Source organism: Arthrobacter sp. SLBN-53 (genome assembly GCF_006715585.1).
Lineage (GTDB): Bacteria > Actinomycetota > Actinomycetes > Mycobacteriales > Mycobacteriaceae > Mycobacterium > Mycobacterium neoaurum_A.
The window spans coordinates 1,306,896-1,329,274 of sequence record NZ_VFNN01000001.1 but is presented as its reverse complement, the minus strand read 5'-3'; the positions used below and the strand labels follow the sequence as shown (position 1 = coordinate 1,329,274).

Annotated in this window: 21 protein-coding genes and 1 rRNA gene; 20 read left to right on the top strand and 2 right to left on the bottom strand. The window is 65.9% G+C overall.

Annotated elements, in window-relative coordinates:
- Positions 1–10: 10 nt before the first annotated feature.
- On the top strand, positions 11–943 hold the full coding sequence (gene thrB / locus FBY28_RS06305) for a homoserine kinase (protein WP_141865190.1): 933 nt from the start codon (positions 11–13) through the stop codon (positions 941–943).
- Positions 944–1,366: 423 nt separating this feature from the next.
- A complete protein-coding gene (rho, locus tag FBY28_RS06300) occupies positions 1,367–3,256 on the top strand; it encodes a transcription termination factor Rho (protein ID WP_216848013.1) in 1,890 nt (629 codons plus the stop codon).
- A gap of 65 nt (positions 3,257–3,321) precedes the next feature.
- On the opposite strand, the gene FBY28_RS06295 is transcribed toward rho, so the two are convergent.
- Positions 3,322–3,921, bottom strand: a complete 600-nt coding sequence (locus FBY28_RS06295; RefSeq protein ID WP_141865186.1) for a TetR/AcrR family transcriptional regulator — start codon at positions 3,919–3,921, stop codon at positions 3,322–3,324.
- A gap of 134 nt (positions 3,922–4,055) precedes the next feature.
- On the opposite strand from FBY28_RS06295, the gene fadD1 reads away from it, so the two are divergent.
- From fadD1 to FBY28_RS06215, 16 genes are all read left to right on the top strand, one after another.
- Positions 4,056–5,633 carry a fatty-acid--CoA ligase FadD1 gene (gene fadD1, locus FBY28_RS06290; RefSeq protein ID WP_141865184.1) on the top strand — a complete coding sequence of 526 codons (1,578 nt, stop codon included), beginning with the start codon at positions 4,056–4,058 and terminating at the stop codon, positions 5,631–5,633.
- A gap of 138 nt (positions 5,634–5,771) precedes the next feature.
- The gene (gene rpmE, locus FBY28_RS06285) at positions 5,772–6,002 is read left to right on the top strand and encodes a 50S ribosomal protein L31 (RefSeq protein WP_019512454.1); all 231 of its coding nucleotides are present in this window, start codon (positions 5,772–5,774) and stop codon (positions 6,000–6,002) included.
- A 73-nt stretch (positions 6,003–6,075) separates the two neighbouring features.
- On the top strand, positions 6,076–7,149 hold the full coding sequence (prfA, locus tag FBY28_RS06280) for a peptide chain release factor 1 (protein WP_524912010.1): 1,074 nt from the start codon (positions 6,076–6,078) through the stop codon (positions 7,147–7,149).
- A gap of 4 nt (positions 7,150–7,153) precedes the next feature.
- Entirely contained in the window at positions 7,154–7,987 is an 834-nt protein-coding gene (gene prmC / locus FBY28_RS06275; RefSeq protein ID WP_141865180.1) for a peptide chain release factor N(5)-glutamine methyltransferase, read from the top strand.
- A 5-nt stretch (positions 7,988–7,992) separates the two neighbouring features.
- Positions 7,993–8,670, top strand: coding sequence for an L-threonylcarbamoyladenylate synthase (locus FBY28_RS06270; RefSeq protein WP_019512451.1), 678 nt, complete (start codon positions 7,993–7,995; stop codon positions 8,668–8,670).
- Positions 8,654–9,847, top strand: a complete 1,194-nt coding sequence (locus tag FBY28_RS06265) for a glycosyltransferase family 4 protein (protein ID WP_141865178.1) — start codon at positions 8,654–8,656, stop codon at positions 9,845–9,847. The genes FBY28_RS06270 and FBY28_RS06265 overlap by 17 nt, the downstream gene beginning before the upstream one ends.
- Before the next feature lie 282 nt (positions 9,848–10,129).
- Positions 10,130–10,594, top strand: coding sequence for an ATP synthase subunit I (locus FBY28_RS06260; RefSeq protein ID WP_019512449.1), 465 nt, complete (start codon positions 10,130–10,132; stop codon positions 10,592–10,594).
- Positions 10,595–10,604: 10 nt separating this feature from the next.
- A complete protein-coding gene (atpB, locus tag FBY28_RS06255) occupies positions 10,605–11,393 on the top strand; it encodes a F0F1 ATP synthase subunit A (RefSeq protein WP_019512448.1) in 789 nt (262 codons plus the stop codon).
- A gap of 69 nt (positions 11,394–11,462) precedes the next feature.
- Positions 11,463–11,726 (top strand): F0F1 ATP synthase subunit C, encoded by a 264-nt coding sequence (locus FBY28_RS06250; protein WP_019512447.1) that lies wholly within the window; start codon positions 11,463–11,465, stop codon positions 11,724–11,726.
- 11 nt (positions 11,727–11,737) lie between these two features.
- On the top strand, positions 11,738–12,235 hold the full coding sequence (locus FBY28_RS06245) for a F0F1 ATP synthase subunit B (protein ID WP_019512446.1): 498 nt from the start codon (positions 11,738–11,740) through the stop codon (positions 12,233–12,235).
- A gap of 4 nt (positions 12,236–12,239) precedes the next feature.
- The gene (locus FBY28_RS06240) at positions 12,240–13,571 is read left to right on the top strand and encodes a F0F1 ATP synthase subunit B/delta (protein ID WP_141865176.1); all 1,332 of its coding nucleotides are present in this window, start codon (positions 12,240–12,242) and stop codon (positions 13,569–13,571) included.
- 46 nt (positions 13,572–13,617) lie between these two features.
- Positions 13,618–15,267, top strand: a complete 1,650-nt coding sequence (atpA, locus tag FBY28_RS06235) for a F0F1 ATP synthase subunit alpha (protein ID WP_141865174.1) — start codon at positions 13,618–13,620, stop codon at positions 15,265–15,267.
- Between the two features lie 7 nt (positions 15,268–15,274).
- Positions 15,275–16,204 carry a F0F1 ATP synthase subunit gamma gene (locus FBY28_RS06230; protein WP_141865172.1) on the top strand — a complete coding sequence of 310 codons (930 nt, stop codon included), beginning with the start codon at positions 15,275–15,277 and terminating at the stop codon, positions 16,202–16,204.
- A 31-nt stretch (positions 16,205–16,235) separates the two neighbouring features.
- The gene (gene atpD, locus FBY28_RS06225) at positions 16,236–17,666 is read left to right on the top strand and encodes a F0F1 ATP synthase subunit beta (RefSeq protein WP_141865170.1); all 1,431 of its coding nucleotides are present in this window, start codon (positions 16,236–16,238) and stop codon (positions 17,664–17,666) included.
- Positions 17,667–17,699: 33 nt separating this feature from the next.
- Positions 17,700–18,065, top strand: coding sequence for a F0F1 ATP synthase subunit epsilon (locus FBY28_RS06220; protein WP_030136029.1), 366 nt, complete (start codon positions 17,700–17,702; stop codon positions 18,063–18,065).
- 12 nt (positions 18,066–18,077) lie between these two features.
- The gene (locus FBY28_RS06215; protein ID WP_141865168.1) at positions 18,078–18,509 is read left to right on the top strand and encodes a DUF2550 domain-containing protein; all 432 of its coding nucleotides are present in this window, start codon (positions 18,078–18,080) and stop codon (positions 18,507–18,509) included.
- Between the two features lie 13 nt (positions 18,510–18,522).
- Here the strand turns inward: FBY28_RS06215 and FBY28_RS06210 are convergent, their stop codons facing one another.
- On the bottom strand, positions 18,523–19,128 hold the full coding sequence (locus FBY28_RS06210) for a cob(I)yrinic acid a,c-diamide adenosyltransferase (protein ID WP_286177796.1): 606 nt from the start codon (positions 19,126–19,128) through the stop codon (positions 18,523–18,525).
- Positions 19,129–19,175: 47 nt separating this feature from the next.
- Between FBY28_RS06210 and murA the strand changes: the two genes are divergently transcribed.
- On the top strand, positions 19,176–20,432 hold the full coding sequence (gene murA, locus FBY28_RS06205) for a UDP-N-acetylglucosamine 1-carboxyvinyltransferase (protein WP_019512438.1): 1,257 nt from the start codon (positions 19,176–19,178) through the stop codon (positions 20,430–20,432).
- Positions 20,433–20,797: 365 nt separating this feature from the next.
- Positions 20,798–22,317 (top strand): 16S ribosomal RNA (locus FBY28_RS06200).
- The last annotated feature ends 62 nt before the right edge of the window (positions 22,318–22,379 follow it).

The window sequence follows — 22,379 nt, the reverse complement described above, 5'->3', positions numbered from 1 at the left end:
GCGATCTGACGTGTCCCACACCCTGCCCTCCGGACTGCGGGCCGGAGCCGTCGTCGCGGCGTCCAGTGCCAACCTGGGCCCGGGCTTCGACAGCCTGGGTCTCGCGCTGAGTCTGTATGACGAAATCGAAGTCGAGACAACCGATTGCGGGTTGGTCGTCGATGTCGAAGGGCAGGGTGCCGGACAGGTGCCGCTGGATGCCGACCACCTGGTGGTGCGGGCGATCCGGCGCGGTCTGGATGCTGCCGGTCTGCATGCTGGCGGGATGAAAGTGTTGTGCCGCAATGTCATTCCGCATTCGCGCGGGCTTGGATCATCCGCGGCGGCAGTGGTCGGTGGTCTCGCTGTCGCCAACGGCTTTGCCGCCCAATCGGGTTCACCGGAGTTGACCCGCGACCAACTGGTGCAACTGTCCTCGGAGTTCGAGGGTCATCCCGACAACGCCGCGGCCGCCGTCCTCGGTGGGGCAGTGGTGTCCTGGACCGTCGACGGAAGTGATCCCGCCCGCTACGACGCCGCCCAATTGCAGCTGCACCCGGATATCCGGCTGTTTCCGGCGGTGCCCGAAACCCGGTCCTCGACCGCGACGACCCGCGGTCTGCTGCCCGATGAGGTGAGCCACACCGACGCCCGGTTCAACGTGGCGCGGGCGGCGATGCTGGTGGTGGCACTCACCCAGCGACCGGACCTGCTGCTGGAGGCAACCGGTGACCGCCTGCACCAAAGCCAGCGCGGTCCGGCGATGCCCGCCTCCGCGGAATACCTGGCCGTGCTGCGGCGTTGTGGGGTGGCAGCGGTGTTATCCGGTGCCGGACCTGCGGTGATCGCCTTGACCGATGGTCGCGATCTACCGGCGGAAGCGCTGGACTACGGCGCCGCCAACGGGTTCACCGTGACCGAGATGTCCGCCGGCGACGGCGTTCGGTGGAGTTCGGGGACGTAAGGCGCGGGACAACACGCAAAGTGTCGCGTTTCTTGCAACCGCGCCTGATGCGGGTTATTCTCGCTTTTGTCCAGCAATCGCAGCATTTCTACCTGCGCCGACACTAGGACGACACCCAATCTTCTCGTGTTTCACTCGTGGACTCATGGTCTGCCGAACCTCGGCCGACCCTGACGATCGCCGTCGCGTATGTGGCGGTGGCGTCGCGAGAAACCACGCGCCCGGCCGCTTGGCTGAGCGCAGCTGACCTTCGGGGATCCCCTCGCGCAACGTCATATGCGGGGGAAAGAAAGGAAATCCGTGACTGATACGGACCTCATCTCGGCAGCCGACAGTGGCAGTGCGCCCTCGGAAGCCGTGAACTCGACCAATGCCGCGCCGAGCGCAGGCGCCAGCCGCAGCCGTTCCGGCTCGCTGACGTCGATGCTGCTCCCAGACCTGCGGGCACTGGCCAGCGAAGTAGGTGTCAAGGGCACCTCGGGCATGCGCAAGAGCGATCTGATCGCCGCCATCAAGGAGCAGCGCGGCGAGTCTGCCGGCGCCAAGGCCGCACCCGCCGAGAAGGCGGAGAAGGCACCCAAGGCCGCTCCGGTGGAGCAGCCGACGCTCGATTCGGCCCCTGAGCAGCCCGCCGCGGCAGACGCCGGCCAGGACAGCGACGCCCCGCAGCAGAGCCCGCAGCGCCGTGAACGCCGCAGCGCCGGTCGCCAGTCCGGTGCACCGGGCAACCGCCAGGACGGTGATTCCGGCGAAGCCAAGGACACCACGGACAAGGGCGGCGAGACCGACAACGCCAAGTCCGGTGGCAACCAGCAGGGCAACCGCAACGAGAACGCGAACCGCAGCGAGAACGCGAACCGCGACAACGCGAATCGGAACGACAACTCGGGCCGCAACGAGAACTCGAACCGCAACGACCGTAATGACAGCGGCGGCAACAACCAGAACGCCAACAGTCAAAACGCCAACAATCAGAACGCCAACAATCAAAACGCCAACAATCAGAACAATGCCGACGATGACGACGGCCGCGGTGGCCGTCGCGGTCGGCGGTTCCGGGACCGCAGGCGGCGCGGCGAGCGCTCCGGTGGCGGCGAGGGCGGCGGCCAGGGCGGTGGCGGCGGCGAGCGCGATACCGAATTGCGCGAGGACGATGTCGTGCAGCCCGTGGCGGGCATCCTCGATGTGCTCGACAACTATGCGTTCGTCCGGACCTCGGGTTACCTGGCCGGCCCCAATGACGTGTACGTCTCCATGAACATGGTCCGCAAGAACGGCCTGCGCCGCGGTGACGCCGTCACCGGTGCGGTGCGCGTCGCCCGCGAGGGTGAGAGCAGCGGCGGTGGCAACAACCCGCGGCAGAAGTTCAACCCGCTGGTCCGGCTGGACACCGTCAACGGTGGACCGGTGGAGAATGCGAAGAACCGGCCCGATTTCACCAAGCTGACGCCGCTCTACCCCAATCAGCGGCTGCGCCTGGAGACCACTCCGGATCGTCTCACCACCCGCGTGATCGACCTGATCATGCCGATCGGCAAGGGGCAGCGCGCCCTGATCGTGTCGCCGCCCAAGGCCGGTAAGACCACGATCATGCAGGACATCGCCAACGCGATCACCACCAACAACCCGGAATGTCACCTCATGGTCGTGCTCGTCGACGAGCGCCCCGAAGAGGTCACCGATATGACGCGCTCGGTCAAGGGTGAGGTCATCGCCTCCACCTTCGACCGGCCGCCGTCAGATCACACCCAGGCCGCCGAGCTGGCCATCGAGCGGGCCAAGCGCCTGGTCGAGCAGGGTAAGGACGTCGTCGTCCTGCTGGACTCGATCACCCGTCTGGGGCGTGCGTACAACAACGCCTCGCCCGCCTCGGGACGCATCCTCTCCGGTGGTGTCGATTCGACCGCGCTCTATCCGCCCAAGCGGTTCCTGGGCGCGGCCCGCAACATCGAGCACGGTGGTTCGTTGACGATCATCGCCACCGCGATGGTCGAGACCGGCTCCACCGGTGACACCGTGATCTTCGAGGAGTTCAAGGGCACCGGTAACGCCGAGCTCAAGCTCGATCGCAAGATCGCCGAGCGCCGGGTGTTCCCTGCCGTCGACGTCAACCCGTCGGGCACCCGCAAGGACGAGCTGCTGCTCGGCGCCGACGAATTCGCCGTCGTGCACAAGCTGCGCCGCGTGCTGTCCGGGCTGGACAGCCACCAGGCCATCGACCTGCTGATGAGCCAGCTGCGCAAGACCAAGACCAACTACGAGTTCCTGGTCCAGGTGTCCAAGACCACCCCGGGCGGCATGGACAACGACTGATCGGCCCCAACGATTTCGGCGCGGAAACGCTCGCTCAGCGAGCGTGACCGCGCCGAAGTCGTTTCTCAGACGTTCGGATCGGCCTTCAGCGCCGGAATGACGTACCGGCGGACGTGCACGAGCAGCTGGGCGGCGTCCTTCGGGTCCAAGGTGTCACCGGGAACGGTCGCCATCGAAATCACCACGCGCGCAACCCATTCCGAGGCTTCATCGATCACCACGTCAGGATGGATTTCACCGGCATCGCGGGCGGCCACCAGATAGCGCGACCAGAAGCCCGCCAGATCCGGCACCAGTCCCTGCACACCGGCCCCCGCACACGCCGCGAACTCCTCCGGTTCGGCGATCCGTAGCTTCATCAGCAGCGCGCCCGGATCGTCATAGGCGGTGCGGCCGTGCCGGATCCCCGCCACGATCTGTCGGTCCAGGCCCGTCACCGACGCGAGCACGGCGTGCGCCTGCGACCAGTACACCTCGTTGAGGCGCACGATCGCCGCGCCGAGCAACGTCACCTTGTCCGGGAAATGCCGGTACAGCCAGCCGCGGGACACCCCGGCGGTCTCGGCGACCTCCGAGACCGTGGTGGCCCGGATGCCCTTGGCGCGCAGACAGACCTCCGCCGCGTCGATCAGGCGGTCGCGAACGGTGGCCGTGGCGGTCGGCAAGGGTGGTCTCCTCGGATTCGGTTCCTCGAGCACGTGTTGTGCTGCATTCTGCCAACAAGCGCGTCGGTGCCGCGGGGGAGTCGACGATGGTAGACAGTTGAGGAAATCTGTTCACCGACGAGAGGTGTCTGCGCATGGCGGAGACGTTGCAGCAGCTGTTGCGCAGCAGGGCCGACGATGACGGCACCGCCGTCAAGCACGCGGACGCCACCATCAGCTGGCGCACGCACATCGAGGATGCCGCCCGCCAGGCTGCCGCCGTCATCGCCGCCGCCGACCCGAAGCGCGCGCTGCACGTCGCCGCGCTGCTGGGCAACGCCCCGCCCATGCTCACCGCGCTGGCCGCGGCCGGCCTGGGCGGATACGTCCTGTGCGGTCTCAACACCACCCGCCGCGGTGCGGCGTTGGCCCGCGATATCGCCAAGGTCGACACCCAGATCCTGCTGACCGACGCCGACCACCGCGGGCTGCTCGACGGTGTCGACCTGCCCGGGGTCACCGTGTACGACGTCACCGACGAACAGTGGGCCAAACGACTGGCCGCCGCTCCCGCCCTGCGCCCACATCGCGAGGTCGCCGGAGACGACACCTTCATGATGATCTTCACCTCGGGTACCAGCGGTGAGCCCAAGGCCGTCGAGGTACCGCACTCGACCGTGTTGTTCGCCGGCGGCGCGCTGGTCCAACGCTACGGACTCGGCCCTGCCGACACCTGCTACCTGGCGATGCCGCTGTTCCACTCCAACGCCGTCTACGCGGGCTGGAGCGTGGCCGTCGGCGCCGGGGCCGCGATGGCACCCGCGACGTTCTCGGCATCGGCGTTCCTGCGTGACATCCGGCGCTACGGCGCCACCTACATGAACTACGTCGGAAAGCCGCTGGCCTACATCCTGGCCACCCCCGAGCAACCCGACGACGCGGACAACCCGCTGCGCATCGCCTTCGGCAACGAGGCCGCCGACCGTGATATCGAGGCGTTCGGGCGACGTTTCGGATGCACGGTGTGGGACGGTTTCGGGTCGACCGAGACCGCCATCATCATCACCCGCCCCGAGGACACCCCACCGGGATCGATCGGGCAGGGCTTTCCCGGTGTGGCGATCTACGACGCGGAGACCATGCAGGAATGCCCGGTCGCGCAGTTCGACGCCGCCGGCTTGCTGGTCAACGCCGACGCCGCCACCGGCGAACTGGTCAACACGACCGGCAGCGGACTGTTCCGCGGCTACTACAACGACCGGGCCGCGACCGACGAACGCCTGCGGGGCGGCATCTACTGGTCGGGGGATCTGGCCTACCGGGACGCCGAGGGCTGGATCTACCTGGCCGGGCGAACCGCCGACTGGATGCGGGTGGACGGGGAGAACCTGACCACCGCGCCGATCGAGCGGATCCTGCTGCGGCTGCCGCAGGCCAACCGCGTCGCGGTGTACCCGGTGCCCGACGAGTATGTCGGCGATCAGGTGATGGCCGCCATCGTCCTGCAGGATGGCGCCGAGCTCACCCCCGACGACTTCGCCGAGTTCCTTGCCGCGCAGTCCGACCTGGCCACCAAGGCCCGCCCGCGCTATGTCTGGATCGCCGAGGACCTGCCCAGCACCGCGACCAACAAGATCCTCAAACGCGAGCTGGTGGCCCTCGGAGTCGAGCCGGCGGGCCGATTGATCTGGCGTCGCGAGGGTGCCACCTATGTGCCGATCGGCCGGGAATAGTTGCCGCTGGTCACGCGTTTTCGCAACTGGCGGTTGACCTGGCATAATGGACCGTCGACCCTCGGTTCCGGTTCACGCTCGAAGACTCCCAGGTCTGGGCTCGGGCGACCCGGCGGCCAACGATTGAAGAGGAAAACCATGAAATCGGGTATCCATCCCAACTATGCCGAGACCACTGTGGTCTGCGGTTGCGGTAACAGCTTCACCACCCGCAGCACCAAGGACAGCGGCCACATCGTGGTCGAGGTCTGCTCGCAGTGCCACCCGTTCTACACCGGCAAGCAGAAGATCCTCGACAGCGGCGGCCGCGTCGCCCGCTTCGAGAAGCGCTACGGCAAGCGCAACACGAAGGCCGCAGCCGAAAACTAGTTGTCCGATCGGCGCCCGTTCCTGTCCACGTGTCAGGCCGGGCGCCGATCTGCGTTTGCAGGGAGGTTTGCCGGTGACTGACACCGCGCCCATGATCGAGGCGTTGCTCGCCGAGCACGCCGACCTCGAGCGCCAACTCGCCGACCCTGCGCTGCACGCAGACGCCGGTGCCGCCCGCAAGGTTGGGCGCCGTTTCGCCCAGATCTCGCCGATCGTGTCGACCTATCGCAAGCTGGAGGCCGCCCGCGGCGACCTGGAGGCCGCCCGCGAGCTGGCCGGCGAGGACGAGACGTTCGCGGCCGAGGTGCCCGAACTGGAAAAGACCGTCGCCGACCTGGACGCCAAGCTGACCGATCTGCTGGCCCCGCGCGACCCGCACGACGCCGACGATGTCGTGCTCGAGGTGAAATCCGGTGAGGGCGGCGAGGAATCCGCGCTGTTCGCCGCCGACCTGGCCCGGATGTACATCCGCTACGCCGAACGCCACGGCTGGACGGTCACCGTGCTCGACGAGACCTGGTCGGACCTCGGCGGCTACAAGGACGCCACCATCACCATCGCCAGCAAGGGCGACTCGGCCGACGGTGTCTGGTCGCGGATGAAGTTCGAGGGCGGCGTGCACCGCGTGCAGCGGGTGCCCGTCACCGAATCGCAGGGCCGGGTGCACACCTCGGCCGCCGGCGTGCTCGTCTACCCCGAGCCCGAAGACGTCGAGGCCGTCCAGATCGACGAATCCGATCTGCGCATCGACGTCTACCGCAGCTCCGGTAAGGGCGGCCAGGGCGTCAACACCACCGACTCGGCGGTGCGCATCACCCACCTGCCCACCGGGATCGTGGTCACCTGCCAGAACGAGCGCAGCCAGCTGCAGAACAAGGCCCGCGCCATGGTCGTGCTGGCCGCGCGGCTGCAAGCGCTGGCCGAAGAGCAGGCCTCGGCGGACGCCTCGGCCGACCGGGCCAGCCAGATCCGCACCGTCGACCGTAGCGAGCGGATCCGCACCTACAACTTCCCCGAGAACCGCATCGCCGACCACCGCATCAACTTCAAGTCCCACAACCTCGACCAGGTGCTCGACGGTGACATGGATGCGCTGCTCGACGCCCTGGCCGCCGCCGACAAGCAGGCCCGACTGCAACAGGCGTGAACGGATGAGCGGACTGCGACGGGAGATCTCCGACGGCGCCGCCATCCTGGCCGCCGCCGGGATCGACTCGGCGCGCGCCGATGCCGAACAGCTGGCCGCCCACATAGCCGGTGTGGACCGTGGGCTGCTCGCGTTCGTCGAGCCCGAACCCGACTTCGGACAGCGGTACCGGGCCCTTGTCGACCAGCGGGCGCGGCGCGTCCCGCTGCAACACCTGATCGGCACCGCGGCGTTCGGCCCGGTGACGCTGACGGTGGGTCCGGGGGTGTTCATCCCGCGGCCCGAGACCGAGGCCCTGCTGGAATGGGCGCACACCGTGCCGGTGTCCGCCGGGGGTGTGATCGTCGATCTCTGCACCGGGTCGGCGGCATTGGCGTTGGCGTTGGCCGCGCACCGTCCCGATGCCCGCCTCATCGCGGTGGAGCGCTCGACGGAGGCGCTGCGCTATGCCCGGATGAACACCGAAGGATCCGGGGTGGAGCTGGTACATGCCGACGTGCGGCAGCCCGGTCTGCTCGCCGAACTCGACGGAACCGTCGAGCTGATCGTCGCCAACCCGCCCTACATTCCCGACGGTGCCGTCCTGGAACCCGAAGTCGCCGAACATGATCCGCACCAAGCGCTGTTCGGTGGACCCGACGGGATGGATGTCATCGTGCCGATCGTCGGACTGGCCGCGCGGCTGCTGCGTCCCGGCGGAGGGATCGGCGTCGAGCACGACGACACCACATCGGCGGCCACCGCCGACGTTTTCGCCGGACACGGGGCGTTCGACGGCATCACGGCGCGCCGCGACCTGACCGGCCGTCCGCGTTTCGTGACCGCGGTGAGAAGCTGAACATCATGAGCGCAACCTTCGACTGCTCCGATCCCGACCAGCGGGCCAGTGGTCTGGCCTCGGCGATCAGCGCGGCCAAAGGCGGCCGGCTGGTCGTGATGCCCACCGACACGGTCTACGGGATCGGTGCGGATGCCTTCGACAACGCCGCGGTGGGCGCCCTGCTGGCGGCCAAGAACCGGGGTCGCGATATGCCGGTCGGCGTGCTGGTCGGGTCCTGGCACACCATCGACGGTCTGGTCTACGCCGTGCCCCCCGCCGCGCGCGAGCTGATCCAGGCCTTCTGGCCAGGGGCCCTGAGCCTCGTCGTCCGGCACGCTCCGTCACTGCAATGGGATCTCGGCGACGCCAACGGCACCGTGATGCTGCGCATGCCGCTGCATCCGGTGGCCATCGATCTGCTGCGCGAGGTCGGACCGATGGCGGTGTCGAGCGCCAACGTCTCGGGTTTCCCGGCCGCGCTCACCGCCACCGATGCCAAGGCACAACTGGCCGACCGGGTCGAGGTCTACCTGGATGCCGGGCCGTCCCCGCAGGGTGCCGCGTCGACCATCGTCGACGTGTCCGGGCCGGAGCCACGGGTGTTGCGCGAGGGCCCGGTCCCGGTCGCCGACATCGCCCGCGTGCTCGGTATCGACGCCGCCGCCCTCGCACCCGAGGACGCCGATGGTTCTGCTGGCTGACCGACTGCTGGCCGACGGACTGCTGGCGCTATCGGACCGCGGCGCCGGCGTACCCCTGCGCGAGCTCGCGCTGGTGGGGCTGACCGCGGCGATCATCACCTATTTCGCGACCGGATGGGCGCGGGTGCTGGCCACCCGGATCGGTGCGGTCGCCTACCCGCGCACGCGCGATGTCCACGTCCAGCCGACCCCGCGGATGGGTGGGCTCGCCATGTACATCGGGGTGGTGGCAGCGGTGTTGCTGGCCTCCCAACTGCCTGCGCTGAACCGGGGCTTCGTGTACTCCACCGGCATGCCTGCCGTCGTCGTCGCGGGCGGGCTCATCATGGTCGTCGGCCTGATCGACGACCGGTGGGGCCTCGATGCGCTGACCAAGTTCGCCGGTCAGATCACCGCGGCCAGTGTGCTGGTCACGATGGGCGTGGCCTGGAGCGTTCTCTACATCCCGTTCGGCGGTGTCGGCACGATCGTGCTCGACCAGGTCACCTCGATCCTGCTGACGCTGGCGTTGACGGTCTCGATCGTCAACGCGATGAACTTCGTCGACGGCCTGGACGGGTTGGCTGCCGGTCTCGGGCTGATCACCGCGCTGGCGATCTGCATCTTCTCGGTGGGGCTGCTGCGCGACCACGGCGGTGACGTGTTGTTCTACCCGCCGGCGATGATCTCGGTGGTGCTCGCCGGTGCCTGCCTGGGTTTCCTGCCGCACAACTTCCATCGCGCCAAGATCTTCATGGGCGACTCGGGCTCGATGCTCATCGGGCTCATGCTGGCCGCCGCGTCGACGACAGCAGCAGGCCCGATATCGCAGAACGCCTACGGCGCGCGCGACGTCTTCGCGTTGCTCTCGCCGTTCCTGCTCGTGGTCGCGGTGATGTTCGTGCCCGCGCTGGACATGTTGCTGGCCATCGTGCGCCGCACCCGGGCGGGCAAGAGCCCGTTCAGCCCGGACAAGATGCATCTGCATCACCGGCTGCTACAGATCGGCCACTCGCATCGACGGGTGGTGTTGCTGATCTACATGTGGGTGGGCATCGTCGCCCTCGGCGCCGCCAGCACGATCTTCTTCGACCCGCGATACACCGGGGCGGTGATGCTGGCCGCGATCGTCGTCGCCGGGGTCGTCACCGTCATTCCGCTGCTCCGGGGCCGCAACGGTCCCATCGAGGAGCCGTGAACGCAGGTGTACGACGAAAAGTAGTAGGCCTGTATTTGTGCCTCCTACCTTGTGGTACCGTTCGCCTCATAACCCGAAAAACCTCGCGGGTTGCCGGCCCGGCCCATCGGTCGAACAGACCGATCGGTGCCGATACACGACCGACAAAGGGAGCTTCCCCTTGGGTGAGTTCAGCGAGCCTGCTGCCCTCCGATATTCTCGGCGGGCACGCACAGGGATTTTGCAGTTTTCAGTGTTTTTGACGGACCAGACGACCACGCCCCTCGACGCCGCGGGATTGAGGTGAACCAGGTGACGACACCAGCGCATGATGCGCCCTTGGTGTTCCCCTCAGTCGCTTTCCGTCCGGTGCGTCTGCTGGTGGTATGCGTCGCCCTCACCGCATTGGCCGTCGCCGCGGCAGGCTTCGTCGGTCACATCTTCTTCGGTGTCTTCTTCGGTATCGGGCTCGGTCTCGGTTTGCTCAACGCACTCATGGTGCGCCGGGCCGTCGAGTCGATCACGATGGAAGACCATCCGCTGAAGAAGAAGATGGCCGTAAACTCCGCCACGCGTCTATTGGTCATCACCGCGGTCGGGCTGGCAATCGCAATCTTTTTCAAGGGTCACGGCGGCATCGCCGTGCTGTTCGGGCTGGCGATCTTCCAGGCGTTGCTGGTGATGAGCACCAGCATCCCGGTACTGCGGAAGATCCGCGCCAACGGTTTGGACGTCGAAGACGTCCCTGCATCGGATTCGAAGGGCTGAGCGCACGGGCATGACTGAAACCATTCTCGCCGCCGAAGAGGGTGGCGCCGCCATCCACGTCGGACACCACGTCATGGTGTTCGAACTCTTCGGCATGACCTTCAACGGCGACACCATCATGGCGACCGCCATCACGGCGCTGATCATCATCGGGCTGGCGTTCTATCTGCGCTCCAAGGTCACCTCGACCGGTGTCCCCGGTGGCGTGCAGCTGTTCTGGGAGGCACTGACCATCCAGATGCGCCAGCAGATCGAGAGCTCGATCGGCATGAAGATCGCGCCGTTCGTCCTGCCGCTGGCCGTGACGTTGTTCGCGTTCATCCTCATCTCGAACTGGCTGGCGGTCTTCCCGTGGCAGTACGGCGGGTCCGACGGTGCCGCGGGCGAGATCTACAAGCCGCCCGCCTCGGATATCAACTTCGTGCTGGCATTGGCTCTGTTCGTGTTCCTGGCCTACCACGCGGCCGGTATCTGGCGTCGCGGCATCGTCGGTCACCCGGTGGCCGTCGTGAAGGGCCACGTGGCCTTCCTGGCGCCGATCAACATCGTCGAAGAGATCGCCAAGCCGATCTCGCTGGCCCTCCGTCTTTTCGGCAACATCTTCGCCGGCGGCATCCTGGTCGGCCTGATCGCGATGTTCCCCTGGTACATCCAGTGGGCGCCCAACGCCATCTGGAAGACCTTCGACCTGTTCGTCGGCCTCATCCAGGCGTTCATCTTCAGCCTGCTGACCATTCTGTACTTCAGCCAGGCGATGGAAGTTCACGACGATCACGACTCCAAAGAGCACGCGCACTAACACGACCCGCACGACCCGAATGAAGCAGTCCTGGTGGCACCGCCGCCAGTTACAAGGAGGAAGAAAGTAATGGAACTCGATCCCAACGCCATCATCACTGCTGGCGCTCTGATCGGTGGCGGTCTGATCATGGGTGGCGGTGCCATCGGCGCCGGTATCGGTGACGGTATCGCCGGTAACGCGCTGATCTCGGGCATCGCCCGCCAGCCCGAGGCCCAGGGCCGGCTGTTCACGCCGTTCTTCATCACCGTCGGTCTGGTCGAGGCCGCGTACTTCATCAACCTGGCCTTCATGGCGCTGTTCGTCTTCGCCACGCCCGGCCTCCAGGGTTAAGAACCTGCCACATGGGTGAAGTCACCACGACCATTCTCGCGGCCGAAGAGGGCGGGGGGACCAGTAACTTCCTGCTCCCCAACGGCACCTTCTTCGCAGTGCTGCTCATCTTCCTGATCACGCTCGGCGTGATCTGGAAGTGGGTGGTGCCGCCGATCAGCAAGGTGTTGGCCGAGCGCGAGGCCATGCTGGCCAAGACCGCGGCCGACAGTCGCAAATCCGCCGAACAGGTGGCTGCTGCGCAGGCCGACTACCAGGAGGCGATGGCCGGCGCACGCGCCGAGGCATCGGCTCTGCGTGACGAGGCGCGCAACGAGGGCCGCCAGGTCGTCGACGCCAAGCGCGCCGAGGCCAGCGGAGAGGTCGCCGAGACGGTACGCCAGGCCAATGAGCAACTGTCCCAACAGGGCACCGCTGCTCAAGCCGAGTTGTCCTCGTCAGTGGATGGCCTTTCGGCCACCCTGGCCAGCCGCATCCTCGGCGTCGACGTGAATTCGGGACGGAAATAGGTAGATGTCGATATTCATCGGACAGCTGATCGGCTTTGCCGTCATCGTGTTCATCCTCAGCAAATGGGTGGTTCCCCTGATCAAGGGGCTGATGGTCAAGCAGCAGGAGGCCATCCGCGTCGCCCTTGCCGAAAGTGCCGAAGCGGCAAAGAAGCTCGCTGATGCCGATGCGATGCACGCCAAGGCGCTCGCCGACGCCGCCGCTGAGTCCAGCCACGTCACCGACGAGGCACGCCACGACTCCGAGCGGATCAAGGCGCAGCTGGCCGAACAGGCCGTCCAGGATGCCGAGCGCATCAAGGCCCAGGGCGGCCAGCAGGTGCACTTGCTGCGCCAGCAGGTCGTCCGCGAGCTGCGGATGGGCCTCGGTGAGGAAGCCGTGACCAAGGCAGCCGAACTGGTTCGCGCCCATGTCGCCGACCCGGCCGCGCAGGCAGCCACGGTCGACCGCTTCCTCGACGATCTCGATCAGATGGCTCCCTCGGAAGCCAACTTCGAGACCGGCGTGACGGTGGGTCTGCGGGCCGCCAGCCGTGCGGCCCTGGCCGAGCTGGTCTCCGAATTCGATTCGGTGGCAAGCGGTCTGGATGCCAACGGTCTGACAACACTGGCCGATGATCTGACCGCGGTCGCCAAGTTGCTGCTCGGCGAGTCGACGTTGAAGAAGCATCTGGCCGAACCGACCGACAACCCGACGGCCAAGCTGGCACTCGCCGACAGGCTGTTGGCCGGCAAGATCGGCGACCCGGCTCTCAAGCTCGTCCGCACCGCAGTCGCACAGCGCTGGTCCACCGAGGCCAACCTGATCGACGGTATCGAGCACACCGCTCGGCTGGCCCTGCTCCAGCGCGCCGGCGTCACCGGTGAGGTCGACGAGGTCGAAGATCACCTGTTCCGCTTCGGTCGCGTTCTGGACACCGAGCCGCGCTTGAGCGCGCTGCTCAGCGACTACACGGCTCCTGCCGACGGTCGAGTCGCGCTGTTGGACAAGGTCGTCGGAGACGCGACCAACTCCACTGCGGCTGCGCTGCTGGCGCAGACGGTCACCCTGCTGCGTGGTGAGCGTGCCGACGAGGCCGTCATCGACCTCGCCGAGCTGGCAGTCGCCCGTCGCGGTGAGATCGTCGCGCATGTCAGTGCCGCGGCGGACCTGACCGATGCCCAGCAAGAACGGCTCACGTCCGTGCTGACCCGCATCTACGGACATCCGGTGTCCGTGCAACTGCATGTCGATCCGGAACTGCTCGGTGGTCTCTCGATCACCGTCGGTGACGAGGTGATCGACGGTTCCATCGCGTCCCGCTTGGCTGCAGCGCAGACCCAGCTGCCGGACTGATCCAGAAGACTTATCACCCAGATCAAAGGTAGGAAGACGAAAAACCATGGCAGAGTTGACAATCTCCGCTTCTGATATCGAAGGTGCCATCGAGGGCTACGTATCCTCGTTTTCCGCCGACACCGAGCGGGAAGAGGTCGGCACCGTCGTCGATGCCGGTGACGGCATCGCCCACGTCGAGGGCCTGCCCTCGGTCATGACCCAGGAACTGCTCGAGTTCGAGGGCGGCGTGCTGGGCGTGGCGCTCAACCTCGACGAGCACAGCGTCGGCGCCGTGATCCTGGGCGAGTTCAACAAGATCCAAGAGGGCCAGCAGGTCAAGCGGACCGGCGAGGTCCTCTCGGTCCCGGTCGGCGACGCCTTCCTCGGCCGCGTGGTCAACCCGCTCGGACAGCCGATCGACGGCCAGGGCGATATCGCCTCGGACACCCGTCGCGAACTGGAACTGCAGGCCCCTTCGGTGGTTCAGCGCCAGGGCGTCGGCGAGCCGCTGCAGACCGGTATCAAGGCCATCGACGCCATGACCCCGATCGGCCGCGGCCAGCGTCAGCTGATCATCGGCGACCGCAAGACCGGCAAGACCGCGGTCTGCGTCGACACGATCCTGAACCAGCGTCAGGCGTGGGAGACCGGTGACCCGAACCAGCAGGTGCGTTGCGTGTACGTCGCGATCGGCCAGAAGGGCACCACGATCGCTTCGGTCAAGCGTGCGCTGGAAGAGGGCGGCGCGATGGAGTACACCACCATCGTCGCGGCCCCGGCCTCCGACCCCGCCGGCTTCAAGTGGCTGGCGCCCTACACCGGTTCGGCCATCGGTCAGCACTGGATGTACGACGGCAAGCACGTCCTGATCGTGTTCGACGATCTGTCCAAGCAGGCCGACGCCTACCGCGCCATCTCGCTGCTGCTGCGTCGCCCGCCGGGCCGCGAGGCATTCCCCGGTGACGTGTTCTACCTGCACTCTCGCCTGCTGGAGCGTTGCGCCAAGCTGTCCGATGAGCTCGGTGGTGGTTCGATGACCGGGCTGCCGATCATCGAGACCAAGGCCAACGACATCTCGGCGTTCATCCCGACCAACGTCATCTCGATCACCGACGGTCAGTGCTTCCTGGAGTCCGACCTGTTCAACCAGGGCGTGCGACCGGCCGTCAACGTCGGTGTGTCGGTCTCCCGCGTCGGTGGCGCCGCGCAGATCAAGGCGATGAAAGAGGTTGCGGGGTCGCTGCGTCTGGACCTGTCGCAGTACCGCGAGCTGGAGGCCTTCGCGGCCTTCGCCTCCGATCTGGATGCGGCCTCCAAGGCGCAGCTGGACCGCGGTGTGCGCCTGGTCGAGCTGCTCAAGCAGCCCCAGTACAGCCCGCTGGCCGTTGAAGACCAGGTTGTCGCCATCTTCCTCGGTACTCAGGGCCACCTCGATTCGGTTCCCGCCGAGGACGTTTCGCGCTTCGTCGACGAGCTGCTCGAGCACGTGAAGGCCAGCCACTCCGACATCCTCGACGGCATTCGGGAGACCAAGAAGCTCTCCGAGGAGGCCGAGCAGAAGCTGGTCAGCGTCATCAACGACTTCAAGAAGGGCTTCTCGGCGACCGACGGTAGCTCCGTCGTCGTCAACGAGGCCGACTCCGAAGCTCTGGATCCCGAGGACCTGGAGAAGGAATCGGTCAAGGTCCGTAAGCCTGCTCCCAAGAAGGCCTAGGTAACCAATGGCAGCCACACTGCGCGAGCTACGCGGACGTATCAAATCCGCTTCGTCGATCAAGAAGATCACGAAGGCCCAGGAACTGATCGCCACGTCGCGGATCGCCAAGGCGCAGGCCCGGGTCGACGCGGCCCGGCCCTACAGCACCGAGATCACCAACATGCTCACCGAGCTGGCCAGTGCCAGCGCGCTGGACCACCCGCTGCTCGTGCCGCGGGACAACCCGAAGCGGGCCGCCGTGCTGGTGGTGTCCTCGGATCGCGGTCTGTGCGGTGGGTACAACGCCAACGTGCTGCGTCGCGCCGAGGAACTGTTCTCGCTGCTGCGTGACGAGGGCAAGGATCCGGTGCTCTACGTCATCGGGCGGAAGGCGCTGGGCTACTACAACTTCCGCCAGCGCAATGTCGCCGAGTCGTGGACCGGCTTCTCCGAGCGTCCGACCTATGAGCACGCGAAGGAGATCGCCGACACCCTGGTGACGGCGTTCATGTCGGGCGCCGACGATGACGATGAAGGCGCCGGCGCTGACGGTGTTCTCGGCGTCGACGAGATCCACATCGTGTCGACCGAGTTCCGCTCGATGCTGTCGCAGACCGCGGTGGCATTGCGGGTCGCCCCGATGGTCGTCGAGTACGTGGGGGACGAGGAGCCCGAGGACGGCCCGCGCACGCTGTTCTCCTTCGAACCGAACGCCGAGACGCTATTTGACGCGCTACTCCCTCGTTATATAGCCACCCGCGTGTACGCCGCACTGCTGGAGGCGGCTGCCTCGGAGTCGGCCTCGCGCCGGCGCGCCATGAAGTCGGCCACCGACAACGCCGACGATCTGATCAAGGCACTCACGTTGGCGGCCAACCGCGAGCGTCAGGCGCAGATCACCCAGGAAATCAGCGAGATCGTCGGTGGCGCCAACGCGCTGGCCGACGCCAAATAGGCCGACGTAAGAGCGAAAGCGAAGAAGAGATATGACTGCCGTAGAGACCAAGACCACGACGGGTCGCGTTGTCCGCATCACGGGCCCCGTGGTCGACGTCGAGTTCCCGCGTGGCGCCGTGCCCGAACTGCTCAACGCCCTGCACGCCGAGATCACCTTCGGCGCGCTGGCCAAGACCCTGACCCTCGAGGTCGCCCAGCACCTCGGCGAGAGCCTGGTCCGCTGCATCTCCATGCAGCCCACCGACGGCCTGGTCCGTGGCCAGGAGGTCACCGACACCGGTGCGTCGATCTCGGTGCCCGTCGGCGACGGCGTCAAGGGCCATGTGTTCAACGCCCTCGGTGACTGCCTCGACGAGCCGGGCTACGGCAAGGACTTCGAGCACTGGTCCATCCACCGCAAGCCGCCGGCCTTCGCCGACCTGGAGCCCCGCACCGAGATGCTGGAGACCGGGCTGAAGGTCGTCGACCTGCTCACCCCGTACGTGCGAGGTGGAAAGATCGCCCTGTTCGGTGGCGCCGGCGTCGGCAAGACCGTGTTGATCCAGGAGATGATCAACCGCATCGCCCGCAACTTCGGTGGCACCTCGGTGTTCGCCGGCGTGGGGGAGCGCACCCGTGAGGGTAACGACCTCTGGGTCGAGCTCGCGGACGCCAACGTGCTCAAGGACACCGCCTTGGTGTTCGGCCAGATGGACGAGCCGCCGGGCACCCGTATGCGCGTCGCCCTGTCCGCGCTGACCATGGCGGAGTTCTTCCGCGATGAGCAGGGCCAGGACGTGCTGTTGTTCATCGACAACATCTTCCGGTTCACCCAGGCCGGTTCCGAGGTCTCGACCCTGCTGGGTCGTATGCCTTCGGCCGTGGGTTACCAGCCGACGCTGGCCGACGAGATGGGTGAGCTCCAGGAGCGCATCACCTCGACCCGTGGTCGCTCGATCACCTCGATGCAGGCCGTGTACGTGCCCGCCGACGACTACACCGACCCGGCGCCGGCCACCACGTTCGCCCACCTCGATGCGACCACCGAGCTCTCGCGTGCGGTGTTCTCCAAGGGCATCTTCCCCGCGGTGGATCCGCTGGCCTCGTCTTCGACGATCCTGCACCCCAGCGTGGTCGGCGACGAGCACTACCGCGTCGCCCAGGAAGTCATCCGGATCCTGCAGCGCTACAAGGATCTCCAGGACATCATCGCCATCCTCGGTATCGACGAGCTGTCCGAAGAGGACAAGGTGCTGGTGTACCGCGCCCGTAAGATCGAGCGCTTCCTGAGCCAGAACATGATGGCGGCCGAGCAGTTCACCGGTCAGCCCGGTTCGACCGTTCCGCTCAAGGAGACCATCGAGGCCTTCGACAAGCTGGCCAAGGGCGAGTTCGACCACCTGCCCGAGCAGGCGTTCTTCCTCATCGGTGGTCTAGACGACCTGGCGAAGAAGGCAGAAACCCTCGGCGCCAAGCTGTGATGCAGGTACGGCTGATCCGAAAGGTGGTGTCCAATGGCTGAACTTGACGTCGAGATCGTCGCCGTCGAGCGCAAGCTGTGGTCCGGCAAGGCGACGTTCGTCTTCACCCGCACCACCGCGGGCGAGATCGGCATCCTGCCGCGGCACATTCCGCTGGTGGCGCAGCTCGTCGACGACGCGATGGTGCGCGTCGAGCGTGAGGGCGAGGATGACCTGCGGATCGCGGTCGACGGCGGATTCCTGTCGGTGACCGAGGGCGGGGTCAGCCTGCTTGTGGAGAACGCGCAGTTCGAGTCGGAGATCGACGCCGACGCCGCCAAGCGGGATTCCGAGTCCGACGACGAAGCCACCGCGGCGTGGGGCCGTGCCCGGCTACGCGCTGTCGGCCAGATCGACTAGTAGGCAACGCCGATGAGCGCGTCCATGTTGTTCATGGTCGCGCTCGTCGGCGTTTTGCTGCTTGCCGTCGCCGCGCTGGGATATCGGCTGTGGAAGCTGCGGCAAGTCGGCGGCACCGCCGCGATCCTTCGGGACTTCCCGGCCGATGGCGGCCACGGTTGGCGCCACGGGGTGCTGCGCTACCGGGAGGCCGAGGCCGAGTTCTATCAACTCTCCAGTGCCCGCTGGTGGCCGGACCGGCGGCTGAGCCGGCTGGGCCTGGAAGTGGTCTCCCGCCGAGCCCCGCGTGGCGACGAGTTCGACATCATGAGCGACGAGATCGCGGTGCTGCAACTGCGTGACAGCGACCGCAGTTTCGAGATCGCGCTGGATCGCGGAGCGTTGACGGCGTTCACCTCGTGGCTGGAGTCACGACCGTCGCCACGCGCGCGGCGCCGGAACTGAGCCGAGCCCGCCGTCACGCCCGGGTGCGTTGACCGCCCGGCTGCCACTTGACGTCGCCGGCCGGATTGGCCACCCGCGACAGGATGAACAGCAGGTCAGAGAGCCGGTTGAGGTACTTCGCCGGCAAGACGTTGACCGAATCGCCATGCTCGTCGACCGCACGCCAGGCAGCACGCTCGGCCCGACGAGTGACCGTCCGCGCCACGTGCAGCAGTGCGGACAGCGGTGTTCCGCCGGGCAGGATGAACGAGTTCAGGTTCGGCAGGCCCTCGTTGAATTCGTCGCACCAGCCCTCGAGCCGGTCGATGTAGTCCTGGCGCACCCGCAGCGGGGGATATTCCGGATCCTCGACGACAGGGGTGGAGAGGTCCGCGCCGGCGTCGAACAGGTCATTCTGAATCTGCAGCAGGACGTGCCGGATGCGGTCGTCCGGATCGCCCATCGACACGGCGACACCGATCGCCGCGTTGGCCTCGTCACAGTCGGCGTAGGCCTCCAGCCGGGCGTCGGTCTTCGACACGCGGCTGAAATCACTCAACCCGGTGGTGCCGTCGTCTCCGGTCCGGGTGTAGATGCGGGTGAGGTGCACAGCCATGGCTAAACGGTACCGGCCGGTCATGGCCGCAGCGTTCTGAAACTGGGTCACCATCTGCTTACACTGACCGCGTGAGCGATCGTTTCGTGGTGACGGGCGGAAGCCGGTTATCTGGCGAGGTCGCCGTCGGGGGAGCAAAGAACAGTGTCCTGAAACTGATGGCGGCCGCGTTGTTGGCCGAGGGCACCAGCACGATCACCAACTGTCCGGACATCCTGGATGTGCCGTTGATGGCGGAGGTGCTCAGGGGACTGGGCGCCACCGTGGAGTTGGACGGTTCGACCGTGCGGATCACCTCACCCGATGAGGTCAAGTACGACGCCGACTTCGCGGCGGTGCGGCAGTTCCGTGCGTCGGTCTGTGTGCTCGGGCCGCTGGTGGGGCGGGCCCGGCGGGCCAAGGTCGCCCTCCCCGGTGGCGATGCCATCGGATCGCGGCCCCTGGACATGCACCAGGCCGGCCTGCGTCAACTGGGCGCCCGGTGCAATATCGAGCACGGCTGCGTCGTCGCCGAAGCCGACCATCTCCGGGGCGCCGAGATACAGCTCGAGTTCCCCTCGGTGGGGGCGACCGAGAACATCCTGATGGCGGCGGTGCTCGCCGAAGGGGTGACCACCATCCACAACGCGGCGCGCGAACCCGATATCGCCGATATCTGCATGATGCTCAACCAGATGGGTGCGCAGGTCTCGGGTGCGGGGTCATCGACCTTGACGATCACCGGGGTGGACCGGCTCTATCCGACCGAACATCGCGTGATCGGTGATCGCATCGTCGCCGCCACGTGGGGGATTGCCGCGGCGATGACCCGGGGGGACATCTCGGTGACGGGGGTCGATCCCGCGCACCTGCAGCTCGTGTTGCACAAGCTGCATGATGCTGGGGCGACGGTCACGCAGAACGACAACGGCTTCCGGGTCGTGCAGTACGAACGGCCCAAGGCGGTCAACGTGGCGACCTTGCCGTTCCCAGGATTTCCGACCGATCTGCAGCCGATGGCGATCGGACTGGCGTGTATCGCCGACGGCACCTCGATGATCACCGAGAACGTTTTCGAAGCGAGGTTCCGATTCGTGGAGGAGATGATCCGGCTCGGGGCCGACGCACGGACCGACGGCCACCATGCGGTGGTGCGGGGGATTCCGCAGTTGTCCAGCGCCCCGGTCTGGGCATCGGATATCCGGGCGGGAGCCGGATTGGTTCTCGCCGGCCTGGTTGCCGACGGCGAGACCGAGGTGCACGACGTCTATCACATCGATCGCGGGTACCCGATGTTCGTCGAGAACCTGGTCAGCTTGGGCGCCGGGATCGAGCGCGTACACTCGTGAGAGACCGGTCGAGCGCAACATTATGGCTCTGACCAGCGGATTTGACTTCCGAAGGCACAAAGTTCTAATCTTTTGAAGTCGCCGCGGAGACGCGAGACAGAGAAGCTTGACTCGCCAGACAAGATAGTTTAAGCTGGCAGGGTTGCCCCGAAACGGATGGCTTCGATACAATCTGGTCTGTTGTTTGAGAACTCAATAGTGTGTTTGGTGGTTTTTGTTTGTTGTTTTTTGCCATCTTGGTGGGGGACTCCCCGTCTTCCTGCCACGTGGGATGGTTTGTTTTTTTGATGCCAGTTTTTGGTGTCTTTTGTTTGTGATCGGATTTTTCTGATTCGAATTCTGCCTCGATTTGTTCGAGGGGTTTTTGTTTGGAGAGTTTGATCCTGGCTCAGGACGAACGCTGGCGGCGTGCTTAACACATGCAAGTCGAACGGAAAGGCCCTTCGGGGTACTCGAGTGGCGAACGGGTGAGTAACACGTGGGTGATCTGCCCTGCACTTTGGGATAAGCCTGGGAAACTGGGTCTAATACCGAATATGATCATCGGCTTCATGGTCGGTGGTGGAAAGCTTTTGCGGTGTGGGATGGGCCCGCGGCCTATCAGCTTGTTGGTGGGGTAATGGCCTACCAAGGCGACGACGGGTAGCCGGCCTGAGAGGGTGACCGGCCACACTGGGACTGAGATACGGCCCAGACTCCTACGGGAGGCAGCAGTGGGGAATATTGCACAATGGGCGCAAGCCTGATGCAGCGACGCCGCGTGAGGGATGACGGCCTTCGGGTTGTAAACCTCTTTCAGCACAGACGAAGCGCAAGTGACGGTATGTGCAGAAGAAGGACCGGCCAACTACGTGCCAGCAGCCGCGGTAATACGTAGGGTCCGAGCGTTGTCCGGAATTACTGGGCGTAAAGAGCTCGTAGGTGGTTTGTCGCGTTGTTCGTGAAAACTCACAGCTTAACTGTGGGCGTGCGGGCGATACGGGCAGACTAGAGTACTGCAGGGGAGACTGGAATTCCTGGTGTAGCGGTGGAATGCGCAGATATCAGGAGGAACACCGGTGGCGAAGGCGGGTCTCTGGGCAGTAACTGACGCTGAGGAGCGAAAGCGTGGGGAGCGAACAGGATTAGATACCCTGGTAGTCCACGCCGTAAACGGTGGGTACTAGGTGTGGGTTTCCTTCCTTGGGATCCGTGCCGTAGCTAACGCATTAAGTACCCCGCCTGGGGAGTACGGCCGCAAGGCTAAAACTCAAAGGAATTGACGGGGGCCCGCACAAGCGGCGGAGCATGTGGATTAATTCGATGCAACGCGAAGAACCTTACCTGGGTTTGACATGCACAGGACGACTGCAGAGATGTGGTTTCCCTTGTGGCCTGTGTGCAGGTGGTGCATGGCTGTCGTCAGCTCGTGTCGTGAGATGTTGGGTTAAGTCCCGCAACGAGCGCAACCCTTGTCCTATGTTGCCAGCGGGTTATGCCGGGGACTCGTAGGAGACTGCCGGGGTCAACTCGGAGGAAGGTGGGGATGACGTCAAGTCATCATGCCCCTTATGTCCAGGGCTTCACACATGCTACAATGGCCGGTACAAAGGGCTGCGATGCCGTGAGGTGGAGCGAATCCTTTCAAAGCCGGTCTCAGTTCGGATCGGGGTCTGCAACTCGACCCCGTGAAGTCGGAGTCGCTAGTAATCGCAGATCAGCAACGCTGCGGTGAATACGTTCCCGGGCCTTGTACACACCGCCCGTCACGTCATGAAAGTCGGTAACACCCGAAGCCGGTGGCCTAACCCCTTGTGGGAGGGAGCCGTCGAAGGTGGGATCGGCGATTGGGACGAAGTCGTAACAAGGTAGCCGTACCGGAAGGTGCGGCTGGATCACCTCCTTTCTAAGGAGCACCACGAGAACCAGGCCCGCCCACATCGTGTGGGAGTTCGGTGACCTTTGGTC